The 13,810-nt window shown below is 69.0% G+C and carries 14 protein-coding genes; 7 read left to right on the plus strand and 7 right to left on the minus strand.

The features are described from left to right. Positions 1-5: 5 nt before the first annotated feature. Positions 6-695 (plus strand): FadR/GntR family transcriptional regulator, encoded by a 690-nt coding sequence (locus tag IH68_RS0143640; protein ID WP_030947844.1) that lies wholly within the window; start codon positions 6-8, stop codon positions 693-695. On the opposite strand, the gene IH68_RS0143645 is transcribed toward IH68_RS0143640, so the two are convergent. The 3 genes from IH68_RS0143645 to fabG all read right to left on the minus strand — a co-directional run bounded on the left by IH68_RS0143645 (position 676) and on the right by fabG (position 2,861). Then, a complete protein-coding gene (locus IH68_RS0143645) occupies positions 676-1,023 on the minus strand; it encodes a hypothetical protein (RefSeq protein WP_030947847.1) in 348 nt (115 codons plus the stop codon). The genes IH68_RS0143640 and IH68_RS0143645 overlap by 20 nt on opposite strands. Positions 1,024-1,383: 360 nt before the next feature. Continuing rightward, positions 1,384-2,151, minus strand: coding sequence for an enoyl-ACP reductase FabI (gene fabI, locus IH68_RS0143650; protein WP_030947849.1), 768 nt, complete (start codon positions 2,149-2,151; stop codon positions 1,384-1,386). Positions 2,152-2,156: 5 nt separating this feature from the next. Then, entirely contained in the window at positions 2,157-2,861 is a 705-nt protein-coding gene (fabG, locus tag IH68_RS0143655; protein WP_030947852.1) for a 3-oxoacyl-[acyl-carrier-protein] reductase, read from the minus strand. Positions 2,862-3,117: 256 nt separating this feature from the next. Between fabG and IH68_RS0143660 the strand changes: the two genes are divergently transcribed. The 3 genes from IH68_RS0143660 to tyrS are packed head-to-tail and all read left to right on the plus strand — an operon-like array spanning position 3,118 to position 7,357. After that, positions 3,118-4,641, plus strand: a complete 1,524-nt coding sequence (locus IH68_RS0143660; protein WP_030947856.1) for a TldD/PmbA family protein — start codon at positions 3,118-3,120, stop codon at positions 4,639-4,641. Then, positions 4,638-6,032, plus strand: a complete 1,395-nt coding sequence (locus IH68_RS0143665; protein WP_030947859.1) for a metallopeptidase TldD-related protein — start codon at positions 4,638-4,640, stop codon at positions 6,030-6,032. Before IH68_RS0143660 ends, IH68_RS0143665 begins: the two co-directional genes overlap by 4 nt. Before the next feature lie 56 nt (positions 6,033-6,088). Next, positions 6,089-7,357: a tyrosine--tRNA ligase gene (tyrS, locus tag IH68_RS0143670; protein ID WP_030947862.1), complete on the plus strand. Its 1,269-nt coding sequence runs from the start codon at positions 6,089-6,091 to the stop codon at positions 7,355-7,357. Between the two features lie 54 nt (positions 7,358-7,411). Here the strand turns inward: tyrS and IH68_RS0143675 are convergent, their stop codons facing one another. Then, entirely contained in the window at positions 7,412-7,690 is a 279-nt protein-coding gene (locus IH68_RS0143675) for a GlsB/YeaQ/YmgE family stress response membrane protein (RefSeq protein ID WP_030947865.1), read from the minus strand. A 245-nt stretch (positions 7,691-7,935) separates the two neighbouring features. Here IH68_RS0143675 and IH68_RS0143680 point away from each other — a divergent pair, with 245 nt between their 5' ends. Together IH68_RS0143680 and IH68_RS0143685 are read left to right on the plus strand one after the other, a co-directional pair. Then, positions 7,936-8,334 (plus strand): DUF3099 domain-containing protein, encoded by a 399-nt coding sequence (locus IH68_RS0143680; protein ID WP_030947868.1) that lies wholly within the window; start codon positions 7,936-7,938, stop codon positions 8,332-8,334. A gap of 236 nt (positions 8,335-8,570) precedes the next feature. Then, positions 8,571-8,789, plus strand: a complete 219-nt coding sequence (locus tag IH68_RS0143685; RefSeq protein WP_030947870.1) for a hypothetical protein — start codon at positions 8,571-8,573, stop codon at positions 8,787-8,789. Positions 8,790-8,803: 14 nt separating this feature from the next. Here IH68_RS0143685 and moaA read toward each other — a convergent pair whose 3' ends face one another. From moaA to IH68_RS0143700, 3 genes are all read right to left on the minus strand, one after another. Continuing rightward, complete coding sequence (gene moaA, locus IH68_RS0143690) at positions 8,804-9,793, minus strand: GTP 3',8-cyclase MoaA (RefSeq protein WP_030947873.1); 990 nt, start codon at positions 9,791-9,793, stop codon at positions 8,804-8,806. Positions 9,794-9,970: 177 nt separating this feature from the next. Then, a complete protein-coding gene (locus tag IH68_RS0143695) occupies positions 9,971-11,596 on the minus strand; it encodes a cation acetate symporter (protein ID WP_030947876.1) in 1,626 nt (541 codons plus the stop codon). After that, positions 11,593-11,949, minus strand: coding sequence for a DUF485 domain-containing protein (locus tag IH68_RS0143700; protein ID WP_030947878.1), 357 nt, complete (start codon positions 11,947-11,949; stop codon positions 11,593-11,595). The genes IH68_RS0143695 and IH68_RS0143700 overlap by 4 nt, the downstream gene beginning before the upstream one ends. 252 nt (positions 11,950-12,201) lie before the next feature. Here IH68_RS0143700 and IH68_RS0143705 point away from each other — a divergent pair, with 252 nt between their 5' ends. Further along, positions 12,202-13,728, plus strand: a complete 1,527-nt coding sequence (locus IH68_RS0143705) for a S8 family peptidase (RefSeq protein WP_030947880.1) — start codon at positions 12,202-12,204, stop codon at positions 13,726-13,728. Positions 13,729-13,810: the final 82 nt, after the last annotated feature.

The following is a 13,810-nucleotide window of genomic DNA, read 5'->3' on the forward strand; positions in this document are numbered from 1 at the left end:
GTGCCATGCCCCTGAGTCATCCCCGCCGTTCCGCGCTGTCCGAGCAGGTCATCGCCGCGCTGCGGCACGAGATCACCTCGGGCGAGTGGCCGGTCGGCTCCCGCATCCCGACGGAGCCCGAGCTGGTCGAGCAGCTCGGCGTGGCCCGGAACACGGTCCGTGAGGCCGTTCGCGCCCTCGCGCACAACGGTCTGCTGGACATCCGTCAGGGCTCGGGCACGTATGTCGTGGCGACGAGTGAGCTGGCGGGTGTGATGCACCGTCGCTTCGCCGACGCGGACCCGCGGCACATCGCCGAACTGCGCTCCACGCTGGAGTCGGCGGCGGCCAGGCTCGCCGCCGGGCGGCGCACGGAGAAGGACCTCAAGCAGCTGGACGCGCTGCTCGTGAGGCGTGAGGAGGCCTGGGGGTCGGGCGACACGGAGACCTTCGTGACGGCGGACGCGACCTTCCACATGGCGGTGGTGGCGGCCTCGCACAACGACGTGATGACCGCGATGTACGCGGACCTCGGCGAGGTGCTGCGGGACTGGCTGCGCGAGGACGTCGGCCAGGAGCTCACCCCCGAGACGTACATGGAGCACACGCGCCTGGTCGACGCGATCCGCAAGGGCGACGCCGAGGCGGCCGGTGCGGAGGCGGCGAGCTATCCGTTCCTGTGCCGTCCCGGACGGTTCACCGCCTCTGGTGACTGATCCACACCGAGCCGACTTCCTTCCAGCACCGGCCGGTGAGCCGTACGGTCATCGCCGGCCAGGTGTCGACCGGAGTGCCGTCGGTGTCGATGTCCCACCAGCGGGCGCACTCGACATGCAGGCTGACGCCGTCGGTCTGCGGATAGGGGTTGTGGCAGTACGCGGTCACGTGGGAGCCGGTGACCCTGGTGCGGCACTCCGCGCCGAAGAGCTGCGGTCCCGGCGGCTTCCCGGGCTTCACGCGCACGTGGGGCATCGCCTCGTACGGCAGGGACATCACGAGAGCGACGGCGACGGTCACCGAGGCCAGGTTGCGGAAGATGCGCACAAGGGGACCTCCTCGGCCGTGCTGGGGAGGAATCACGTACTGAACACGTAATCCAGAGTGCGCAGTTGAGTCCCGGCTCCGCCCGGCCGGATAGGCCGAACGGGTGACATCCCGGCGATGGCTGCGCCCCCTCAAGGGGCGCGAAGCCGTATCGACAGGCGGCTCCGCCGCGATGGGGGTCCCTCCGCTCGAGCGAAGTCGAGAGTGGGGGAGTGACCAGCCACGGACAACGCGCGATCCGCAGACATCCAGCACCGCCACGGTGCTTCCCGCCCTCGCGCCGGGTACGGCGGACGCGCCGAGGGCCCGCACCCGGCGTGGGTGCGGGCCCTCGGTGTCGGCCGAGGCTCAGCGGCAGCGTCAGGCGCCGATGGCGTGCAGGCCGCCGTCCACGTGGACGATCTCGCCCGTGGTCTTCGGGAACCATTCGCTCAGCAGGGCGACGATGGCCTTGCCGGCCGGCTCCGGGTCCTTGAGGTCCCACTCCAGCGGGGAGCGGCTGTCCCACACGGAGGCCAGGTCGCTGAAGCCCGGGATGGACTTGGCGGCCATGGACGCGAGCGGGCCCGCGGAGACCAGGTTGCAGCGGATGTTCTGCTTGCCCAGGTCGCGCGCCATGTAGCGGCTGGTGGCCTCCAGGGCGGCCTTGGCCGGGCCCATCCAGTCGTACTGCGGCCAGGCGAACTGCGCGTCGAAGGTGAGGCCGACGACCGAGCCGCCGTTCTGCATCAGCGGCAGGCAGGCCATGGTCAGCGACTTCAGGGAGTACGCCGAGACGTGCATGGCCGTGGCCACCGACTCGAACGGCGTGTTGAGGAAGTTGCCGCCGAGCGCGTCCTGCGGGGCGAAGCCGATGGAGTGCACGACGCCGTCGAGGCCGCCGAGCTCCTCGCCGACCAGGTCGGCAAGGCGGCCCAGGTGCTCGTCGTTGGTGACGTCGAGCTCGATGACCTTGGTGGGCTTGGGCAGCTTCTTGGCGATGCGCTCGGTCAGCGTGGGCCGCGGGAACGCGGTCAGGATGATCTCGGCACCCTGCTCCTGGGCCAGCTTGGCGGCGTGGAAGGCGATGGAGGACTCCATCAGCACACCGGTGATCAGGACGCGCTTGCCCTCGAGAATTCCGCTCATGGTGATCAGTGACCCATTCCCAGTCCGCCGTCAACGGGAATGACGGCTCCAGTGATGTACGAGGCGTCGTCCGAGGCGAGGAACCGCACCGTCGCGGCCACCTCCTCCGGCTGCGCGTAACGGCCGAGCGGCACCTGCTTGACGATGCCCTCGCGCTGCTCGTCGCTGAGCGCCTTGGTCATGTCGGTGTCGACGAAGCCGGGCGCGACGACGTTGAAGGTGATGTTGCGCGAGCCCAGCTCACGGGCGAGGGAGCGCGCAAAGCCGACCAGGGCGGCCTTGGAGGCGGCGTAGTTGGCCTGGCCGGGGCCGCCGTACAGCCCGACGACCGACGAGATCAGGACGACGCGGCCCTTCTTGGCGCGCAGCATGCCGCGGTTGGCGCGCTTGACCACGCGGAAGGTGCCGGTGAGGTTGGTGTCGAGGACGGACGTGAAGTCCTCCTCGGACATGCGCATCAGGAGCTGGTCCTTGGTGATGCCGGCGTTGGCGATCAGGACCTCGACCGGGCCGTGCTCGGCCTCGATCTCCTTGTAGGCCTGCTCCACCTGCTCGGTGTCGGTGATGTCGCACTTGACCGCAAGGAAGCCGGCCGGCGGCTCACCCGAGCGGTACGTGATCGCGACCTTGTCGCCGGCGTCGGCGAATGCGCGGGCGATGGCGAGGCCGATGCCCCGGTTGCCTCCGGTGACGAGAACCGAGCGGCTCAACGGATCACCCTTTCGATAGCGGTCTTATACCCCCCGCCCGAACACCTGGATGACAGGCGGCTTCCTCGAAAACCTATCGGTCCCGGTGCTCCCGCGGACAATCGGGCACCGACAGTGGCTTACGGGACTCACTGTCGGGTCCCTACAGAAAGTTCCCGGTAGCGGCTCGAAACCTGTGGTCCGCGGCCCGGTCACGCGAAATGATCGGAGCAACCGCCGGTCCGATCACAGGTCACGACAACAAGGAGAGACCTCGGTGCCTCATACCATCGACGAAGCCTTCACGGCACTTCCCCTACGGGCCCTGGCCGACGCGGCGCTGGCACGCGCGCGTGCCCTGGGTGCCGAGCACGCGGACTTCCGGTTCGAGCGGGTACGCAGCGCGTCCTGGCGCTTCCGGGACGCCAAGCCCTCCGGTTCGTCGGACACCACTGATCTCGGGTACGCGGTGCGGGTCGTGCACGGCGGCACTTGGGGCTTCGCGTCGGGGGTGGACCTGAGCCTCGACGCCGCCGCCAAGGTCGCCTCGCAGGCGGTGGCGATGGCGAAGCTCTCCGCCCAGGTGATCAAGGCGGCCGGCTCGGACGAGCGGGTCGAGCTCGCCGGCGAGCCCGTGCACGCCGAGAAGACCTGGATCTCGTCGTACGAGATCGATCCGTTCTCGGTGCCCGCCGAGGAGAAGTCGGCCCTGCTGGCGGACTGGAGCGCGCAGCTGCTCGCGGCGAACGGCGTCAACCACGTCGACGCCTCCCTGCTCACCGTGCACGAGAACAAGTTCTACGCCGACACGGCCGGGACCGTGACCACCCAGCAGCGCGTGCGGCTGCACCCGCAGCTGACGGCCGTGTCGGTCGACGAGTCGAGCGGCGAGTTCGACTCGATGCGGACGATCGCGCCGCCCGTCGGACGCGGCTGGGAGTACCTCACCGGCACCGGCTGGGACTGGGAGAGCGAGCTCGAGCAGATCCCCGAGCTGCTCGCCGAGAAGATGCGCGCACCGAGCGTCGAGGCGGGCCTGTACGACCTGGTCGTCGACCCCTCCAACCTGTGGCTGACCATCCACGAGTCCATCGGCCACGCCACCGAACTGGACCGTGCCCTCGGCTACGAGGCCGCCTACGCCGGCACCTCCTTCGCCACCTTCGACCAGCTCGGCAAGCTGAGGTACGGCTCCGAGCTGATGAACGTCACCGGCGACCGCACGGCCGAGCACGGCCTTGCGACCGTCGGCTACGACGACGAGGGCGTCGAGGGCCAGTCCTGGAACCTGGTGAAGGACGGCACGCTCGTCGGCTACCAGCTCGACCGGCGGATCGCCAAGCTGACCGGGTTCGAGCGGTCCAACGGGTGCGCGTTCGCCGACTCCCCCGGACACGTGCCGGTGCAGCGCATGGCCAATGTGTCGCTGCAGCCGGATCCGGCCGGGATGGCGACGGAGGACCTGATCGGCGGGGTGGACCGGGGCATTTACGTCGTCGGTGACCGTTCATGGTCGATCGACATGCAGCGCTACAACTTCCAGTTCACGGGTCAGCGGTTCTTCAAGATCGAGAACGGGCGGATCACCGGGCAGCTGCGGGACGTCGCGTACCAGGCGACCACCACCGACTTCTGGGGCTCGATGGCCGCGGTGGGCGGCCCGCAGACGTATGTCCTCGGAGGTGCCTTCAACTGCGGCAAGGCCCAGCCGGGCCAGGTCGCCGCCGTCTCGCACGGCTGCCCGTCCGCGCTCTTCAAGGGCGTCAACATTCTGAACACCACGCAGGAGGCCGGTCGATGAGCGCCCGCAGCAACAAGCCGCACGAGATCGTCGAGCGGGCGCTGGAGCTGTCCACCGCCGACGGCTGTGTCGTCATCGCCGACGAGCACTCGACCGCCAACCTCCGCTGGGCGGGCAACGCGCTCACCACGAACGGCGTCACGCGCGGGCGTACCCTCACGGTCGTCGCGACGGTCGACGGCAAGGAAGGCACCGCCTCGGGTGTCGTCTCCCGTTCGGCCGTGACAGTGGATGAGCTGGAGCCCCTGGTGCGGGCCGCCGAGGCCGCCGCACGCGGCGCCGGGCCGGCTGAGGACGCGCAGCCGCTGGTCACGGGCGTCGCACAGTCGCCGGACTTCGTGGACGCGCCCGCCGAGACCTCCTCGACCGTGTTCGCCGACTTCGCGCCGACGCTCGGTGAGGCGTTCGCACGCGCGCGTGCGGGCGGCCGCGAGCTGTACGGGTTCGCCAACCACGAACTCGTGACGAGCTACGTCGGCACGTCGACGGGCCTGCGCCTGCGGCACGACCAGCCCAACGGGACGCTGGAGCTCAACGCCAAGTCGCCGGACCGTACTCGCTCGGCCTGGGCGGGCCGCTCCACGCGCGACTTCAAGGACGTCGACCCGGCCGCGCTGGACGCGGAACTCGCCGTACGCCTCGGGTGGGCTCAGCGGCGGATCGAACTGCCGGCGGGACGGTACGAGACGCTGCTGCCGCCGACCGCCGTCGCGGACCTGCTGATCTACCAGATGTGGTCGGCGTCCGGCCGGGACGCGGTCGAGGGCCGCACAGTGTTCTCCAAACCGGGCGGCGGCACCCGCGTGGGCGACCGGCTCACTGAGCTGCCGCTGACTCTGCGCAGCGACCCGAACGAGCCGGGCCTGGAGTCGGCGCCCTTCGTGATCGCGCACTCCTCCGGCGGCGACCAGTCGGTGTTCGACAACGGCCTGCCGCTCGCGGCCACCGAGTGGGTACGGCAGGGCGAGCTGGCCCACCTGACCACCACCCGGCACAGCGCGGGCCTGACCGGGCTGCCGGTGGCTCCCGCGATCGACAACCTCGTCCTGACCGGCGGTGACGACCGCTCCCTGGAGGAGATGGTCGCGGACACCGAGCGGGGACTGCTGCTGACCTGCCTCTGGTACATCCGCGAGGTCGACCCGGCCACCCTGCTGCTCACCGGCCTGACCAGGGACGGCGTCTACCTCGTCGAGAACGGCGAGGTGAGCGGCGAGGTCAACAACTTCCGCTTCAACGAGTCGCCGGTCGACCTGCTCGGGCGGGCGACGGAGGCGGGGCGCACGGAAAAGACGCTGCCGAGGGAGTGGAGCGACTGGTTCACTAGGGCTGCGATGCCTGCGCTGCGGGTGCCCGACTTCAATATGAGCTCTGTCAGTCAGGGCGTATAACCTCGTAGCCGGTAGTCGTTCGACTGCCCGAAGATCATCAAGGAGATACGAGAACCGTGACGGACATCGTCGACGAACTGAAGTGGCGCGGGCTGATCGCCCTCTCCACTGACGAGGACGCATTGCGCAAGGCGTTCGCGGACGGTCCCGTCACGTTCTATTGCGGCTTCGACCCGACCGCGCCCAGCCTGCACCTCGGCAACCTCGTGCAGATCCTGACGATGCGCCGGATCCAGGATGCGGGCAACCGTCCACTGGGCCTGGTCGGGGGTGCCACCGGCCTGATCGGTGACCCGAAGCCGAACTCCGAGCGCACGCTCAACGCGCCCGACATCGTCGCCCAGTGGGTCGAGCGGCTGCGCGCGCAGATCGCCCCGCTGCTGGACTTCGAGGGTCCGAACGCCGCGGTCATGGTCAACAACCTGGACTGGACCCAGGGGATGTCGGCCATCGAGTTCCTGCGGGACGTCGGCAAGCACTTCCGCGTCAACAAGATGATCGCGAAGGAAGCCGTGGCCCGGCGCCTGGAGTCCCAGGAGGGCATCAGCTACACCGAGTTCAGCTACCAGATCCTGCAGGGCATGGACTTCCTGGAGCTGTACCGGCGCTACGGCTGCACTCTGCAGACCGGCGGCAGCGACCAGTGGGGCAACCTCACCTCCGGCACCGACCTGATCCACAAGGTCGAGCCCGACGCCGTGGTGCACGCGCTGGGCACGCCGCTGATCACCAAGGCCGACGGCACGAAGTTCGGCAAGACGGAGTCCGGCACGGTCTGGCTCGACCCCGAGATGACCACGCCGTACGCCTTCTACCAGTTCTGGCTGAATGCGGACGACCGGGACGTCTCCAAGTTCCTGCGCATCTTCAGCTTCAGGTCCCGCGAGGAGATCGAGGAGCTGGAGAAGCAGACCGAGGAGCGTCCCCAGGCCCGGGCCGCCCAGCGCGCGCTGGCGGAGGAGCTGACGACGCTGGTGCACGGCGCCGACCAGACGGCCGCGGTGATCGCCGCGTCCCGTGCCCTCTTCGGGCAGGGTGAGCTGGCGGAGCTCGACGAGAAGACGCTGGCCGCGGCCCTCTCCGAGGTACCGCATGTCCAGGTCGCCGAGCCCGGCCTGGTGGTGGACCTGTTCGCCGAGGTCGGGCTGGTGGCCAGCAAGTCGGCTGCGCGGCGGACCGTGAAGGAGGGCGGGGCGTACGTGAACAACGTGAAGGTCGCGTCCGAGGACGCCGTCCCCGCCAAGGAGGATCTGCTGCACGGCCGCTGGCTGGTCCTGCGCCGGGGCAAGAAGAACCTCGCGGCCGTCGAGGTCACCGGCGCCTAGTACCACCGAAGGGTGGCTCCTCAGCCGAGGGGCCGCCCTTCGCCGTATCCGTGCTCACGCCCGTTGTTTGTGCTTGCCCAGCGTTGCCATGTACGCCATGTCGACCACGAAGACGATGATGATCGCGGCCACCAGCTGGAAGGCGTGCCGGCTCCAGTCGATGCCTCGGGTCGAGTCGACGCCGACTGCTCGGGCCACGGCGTTGCCTGCGATCGCGCCGAGCATGCCGCAGATGGTGGTCAGCCAGAGGGGGCTGTGCTGCTTGCCGGGGATGACCGCCTTGGCGATCAGGCCCAGTACGAATCCCACGATGATGGCCCACAACCAGCCCATGGCTGCCTCCTCGTACGGCTCGACGTGAGCCTTGCGCCCAGTGTCGGCCCGGGCACCGTACGGCGCATGCCGGGCGCCGCCGTACGCGCTACGGCCGAGGCCGTTCGGCCAGGCAGGAGGTGACCCGGTCTCGTAGGCGGCGCAGGCGCGGCGTAACGTTGAGGTGTCCGGGCGCCGTCCCCCGACCGGGGGCGGACCGGGCACGGGGACGGGGACGGTCCGATGCGGGCGGATGGTGGAATGTGATGCGGAAGCAGCATGGCGTCGGCAACAGCCAGGTGTTCCGGATCACCGGGGCTCGGGCGAGTCTCGACGAGGATGTGCGCGGCCGGCAGCGCCGGTACGTCATCTCGATGTCGATCCGTACGGTGTCGGTGATCCTCGCGGCCTCGCTGTGGAACGTCGAACGGCACGTCGCGATCGTGGCGTTGGTCCTAGGAGCGGTCCTCCCCTACATCGCCGTGGTGATCGCGAACGCGGGCCGGGAGAATGCGCCGTCGCTTCCGTCGACGTTCGTGAGTGTCCCGATGCGTCCGATGATTGCGCCGCCGCGGACGAACGACGGTTTCGCGGAGCCGGTCCCGGAAGATGTCGCGGCCGAGCCCGCACCGGGCGCACGAAGCGAGCCGCACGACCGGGCATGACCACGTCGGAAGGGTCGCAAACGGAAGTCGGCTCCGCACAAAGCTCAAGAAAAGCTCAGATCAATCATGTTGTTCCGGTGCCGGGCGACGGGTTACCCGTGACATACTTCGTAGGCGCTCCGCATCCCCCGTCGGAGCGACAGACCGACGCCGGGCAGCTCCCCCCGTGGCTGCTCGGCGTCGCCTTGTTCGGCGCCTTTTCAGCGCCTCGTTCAGCCCGGTTGTGAGACGAACCTGTGAGTGACGAGAACCCGATCTGCTCCGCCAAGGGCTGCCGTACCGATGCCGTGTGGGTGCTCGCGTGGAACAACCCGAAGATCCACACGCCGGAGCGGCGCAAGACGTGGCTGGCCTGTGAGGAGCACCGGGAGCATCTCTCCCAGTTCCTCGGAGTACGGGGTTTCCTCAAGGACGTGGTCCTGCTGAAGGAATGGGAGTCCTCCCAGGAAGCCTAGGTTCCCTACGGCCCCTAGCCGCCGATCGCCGACATCGGGCGGTCCGGCTGGACGAACGACGGGTCGTCCAGGCCCGCTCCCGCCTTCTTGCCCCACATGGCCAGTCGCCAGATGCGGGCGATCTCCTCGTCGGGGGCGTCGGAGCGCAGGGCTGCGCGCAGGTCCGTCTCCTCCTGAGCGAACAGGCAGGTGCGTATCTGGCCGTCGGCGGTGAGGCGGGTGCGGTCGCAGGCCGCGCAGAACGGGCGGGTGACGGAGGCGATGACGCCGACGCGGTCCGGGCCGCCGTCCACGATCCAGCGCTCGGCGGGGGCCGAGCCGCGCTCGGTCGTACCCTCCGGAGTCAGGTCGAAGCGGGTGCGCAGCGAGGCCAGGATGTCGCCCGCGGTGACCATGCCCTCGCGCTTCCAGCCGTGCTGGGCGTCCAGGGGCATCTGCTCGATGAAGCGCAGTTCGTAGTCGTGCTCCACCGCCCAGGCCAGCAGGTCCGGGGCCTCGTCCTCGTTCATTCCCGGCATCAGGACCGTGTTGACCTTGACCGGGGTCAGGCCTGCGTCGCGGGCGGCCTGAAGGCCCTCGATGACGTCCTTGTGCCGGTCCCGGCGGGTGAGGGTCTTGAAGGTGCCGGGGCGGAGCGTGTCGAGGGAGACGTTCACCCGGTCCAGGCCCGCTGCTTTCAGGGCCGTCGCCGTGCGCTTGAGTCCGATGCCGTTCGTCGTCAGTGACATCTGGGGGCGCGGTTGCAGCGCGGCGACCCGCTCGACGATACCGACCAGGCCCGGGCGCAGCAGGGGTTCACCGCCGGTGAAGCGGACCTCCTTGATGCCCAGGGAGGTGACGGCGATGTCGATCAGGCGGACGATCTCGTCGTCGGTGAGCAGGTCGGGCTTGGCCAGCCACTGCAGGCCCTCTTCGGGCATGCAGTACGTACATCGCAGATTGCACCGGTCGGTCAGCGAGACCCTCAGGTCGGTGGCCACTCGGCCGTAGGTGTCGATGAGCACGTGGGCCCCCTCCCTCGTAACGGATCAGTACGGCTCCATCATTTCCCGTCACCTGCGAGCCTACGTGACGCCACCGACAACGACAGCGGCCCGATCCCACGAGGTATGGCGCGGCCGCGTCGTAGATCCCTACGACGCGGCCGCTCAGAGGGCGTGCTCAGTGTGTTTTCGGTGGGTTCAGTGGGCGCCGGTGCCGGTGAGGGACCGGACCTCCAGCTCCGCGTACTTGCCCTTGTCGGGCTCCTCCTTGGACAGGTAGGTGCCGAGGATGCCCAGCAGGAAGCCGACCGGGATCGAGATGATGCCCGGGTTCTCCAGCGGGAACCAGTGGAAGTCGGCGTCGGGGAACATCGACGTCTCCTTGCCGGAGACGACGGGCGAGAACAGCACCAGACCGACCGCCGTGATCAGGCCGCCGTAGATCGACCACAGGGCTCCCTGCGTCGTGAACCGCTTCCAGAAGAGGCTGTAGAGGATGGTCGGCAGATTGGCGGAGGCGGCGACCGCGAAGGCGAGGGCGACCAGGCCGGCCACGTTCAGATCGCGGGCCATGGCGCCGAGCACGATGGAGACGGCCCCGATGCCGACCGTGGCCAGGCGGGCCGCGCGCAGTTCCTGCTTCTCGGTGGCCTCGCCCTTCTTGATGACGTTCGCGTAGATGTCGTGGGCGAACGACGAGGAGGAAGCGAGGGTCAGGCCCGCGACGACCGCGAGGATCGTGGCGAAGGCGACCGCCGAGATGGAGGCGAGCAGGATGGCGCCCCAGTTGGAGTCGACACCGCCCAGGTGCAGGGCCAGGAGCGGTGCCGCCGTGTTGCCCGCCTTGTTGGAGGCGATGATCTCGTCCGGTTTGATGAGAGCCGCGGCGCCGAAGCCCAGCGCGAGGGTCATCAGGTAGAAGGCGCCGATGAGGCCGATCGCCCAGTTCACGGACTTACGCGCGGCCTTGGCGGTGGGCACCGTGTAGAAGCGGATCAGGATGTGCGGCAGGCCCGCGGTGCCCAGCACCAGGGCGATGCCCAGGGAGATGAAGTCCAGCTTGGACGTCGAGGTGAGGCCGTACTTCAGGCCGGGCTCCAGGAAGGCCGACCCCTTGCCGCTGTTGTCGGCGGCCTTGCCGAGCAGGTCGGAGATGTTGAAGTTGAACTTCAGCAGCACCAGGAAGGTCAGCAGCAGGGCGCCCGCGATGAGCAGCACGGCCTTGACCATCTGGACCCAGGTGGTGCCCTTCATGCCGCCGATGGTGACGTACACGATCATCAGGACGCCGACCAGCGCTACGATCCCGATCTTGCCGGCGTCGCTGGTGATGCCGAGCAGCAGCGAGACCAGCACTCCCGCGCCCGCCATCTGCGCCAGCAGATAGAAGATCGAGACCACGATGGTGGACGTGCCGGCCGCGGTGCGGACGGGCCGCTGGCGCATCCGGTAGGCGAGGACGTCGCCCATGGTGTACCGGCCCGAGTTGCGCAGGGGCTCGGCCACCAGGAGCAGCGCGACCAGCCAGGCGACCAGGAAGCCGATGGAGTACAGGAAGCCGTCGTAGCCGGCCAGCGAGATCGCGCCCGCGATGCCGAGGAAGGACGCGGCGGACATGTAGTCGCCGGAGACGGCGAGGCCGTTCTGGAAGGCGGTGAACTGCCGTCCGCCCGCGTAGAAGTCGGCGGCGTCCTTGGTCTGGCGGCCCGCCCAGATGGTGATGACGAGGGTGGCGGCGACGAACACCGAGAACAGGGTGATGATCAGCGGCCGGTGCTCGCTGGCCTCACCCGCGGCCAGCACGGTCTGCTGCGCGATGCTCATGCGTCGCCCTCCATACGGGACTTGATCGCCTCGGCCTTGGGGTCGAGCTTGGTCGCGGCGTGCCGCGAGTACCACCAGGCGATGAGGAACGTGGTGAGGAACTGGGCGAGACCCAGCACCAGGGCGACATTGATGTTGCCGAACAGCTTGGTCCCCATGAAGTCGTCCGCGAAGTTCGACAGCAGGACGTAGAGCAGGTACCAGGCGATGAAGCCGACGGTGAGCGGAAAGGCGAAGGAGCGGTGGGAGCGGCGCAGTTCACCGAACTCCGCACTCTCCTGCTCCGCGACGAACTCCTCGGTGGAGGGCAGTCGGGCTTGGGTTTTCGAGGGGGGCGGTGTCTCGGTGGCCACGGAGTCTCCTCGCGTTGCGGATGCGGTTGTGACGGGGATCGGGGGCGAGTGTCCTCGTGCTCCCTGTCCAAGGTCACGGCGCCACGCGAGGACAGGTTCAACTCCCTTGACCTGTTTCCGAACTCACCTTGGGCAACTCATTGCTGGCCGGTGACTTCGGGAGATAGCTTCGGCCTGCACCGCCCGTCATGTACCTGCCCGAGCAGCATCTGCGTCTCGGGCGGTTTCGTTTCCGGATGATGTGGAGACCCCATGGCTCATCTGCGTTCCAGACGCCGGCTCGCACTCGCCGTACCGGTCGTGCTGTCGCTGACCGCCTCGCTCGGCTTCCTGCCGGCGGCCGCTCACGCCGCCCCGCGCACGGAGTCCACGGCACAGGCGGCCGACGCGGAAAACTTCGCGTATCTCGTCAACACCAAGACGGACCACCGCACGATCGAGTCGGTCAAGAAGGCGATAGCCAAGGCCGGCGGGACCGTCGTCGTGGCGTACGACAAGATCGGCGTGATCGTCGTCCACTCCGCGAACCCCGCCTTCGCCCAGGAGATACGCAAGGCGCCCGGCGTGCAGTCCGCGGGGGCCTCGCGCACCTCGCCGGTGACCGCGGCGGGTACGACGGACGAGGGGGCGGTCCAGTACCTCTCCAAGGCCGAGGCCGCGAAGATCGCGGGCAGTTCGACGGCCGGCGAGGAGCCGCTCGAGGCCGACCAGTGGGACCTCAGGGCGATCGGCGCCGACAAGGCGGCCGAGGTCGACCCGGGCAGCAAGAAGGTGACCGTCGCCGTGATCGACGTCGGCGTCGACGACACCCATCCCGACATCGCCCCGAACTTCTCCGCCTCGCAGTCCGCGAACTGTGTGAGCGGCAAGGCGGACACGACGTACGGCTCCTGGCGGCCGGTGGACGCCGACCACTACCACGGCACCCATGTGGCGGGCGAGATCGCCGCGGCACGCAACGGCATCGGTGTCGCGGGGGTCGCACCCGGCGTGAAGGTCTCCGGCATCACGGTGGCCCAGCCGGACGCGAACCAGCTGTTCTTCCCCGAGAGCGTCGTGTGCGCCTTCGTGTTCGCCGCCGACCACGGCGTCGAGGTGACCAACAACAGCTACTACGTTGATCCGTGGCAGTACAACTGCATGGACGACCCCGATCAACGTGCCATTGTTGATTCGGTCAACAGGGCCCAGCTGTACGCACAGCGCAAGGGCACGCTCAATGTCGCCGCTGCGGGCAACTCCAACAACGACCTCGACTCGAACGCCCTCGTCGACGCCTCGAGCCCCGACGACTCGACGCCGGTCACCCGGACGGTCGACCCGCACAAGTGCTTCGACGTGCCGACCCAGCTGCCGGGTGTGGTCACGGTCAGCGCGACCGGTGTCACGGGCGCCAAGTCCTACTACTCCAGCTACGGCGACGGTGTCATCGACGTCGCGGCGCCGGGTGGCGACAAGTACAAGATCCCCGACACGCCGTCGAAGAACGGCCGCATCCTCTCCACGATGCCGAACAACTCGTACGGCTTCCTGCAGGGCACGTCGATGGCCACACCGCACGTCGCGGCCGTCGCCGCGCTGCTGAAGTCGACGCATCCGTGGGCGACTCCGGCCCAGCTGCAGGCCCTCCTCAAGGCGCAGGCCGACAACCCGGGCTGCCCGACCGACCCGTACGACGGGGACGGCGACGGCGTCGTGGACGCCACCTGCGTGGGCGGCAAACGGATCAACGGATTCTACGGTTTCGGTATCGTCAACGCGCTGCGCGCGGTGAAGTAGACCCAGTGCCTGCACGGGCGGCGCGGTGACAGGGACCGCGCCGCCCCGGACCTCCGGCACGGTCCGCCCCCCCGCTCGCACC

This window comes from Streptomyces sp. NRRL S-646 (assembly GCF_000720765.1).
Lineage (GTDB): Bacteria > Actinomycetota > Actinomycetes > Streptomycetales > Streptomycetaceae > Streptomyces.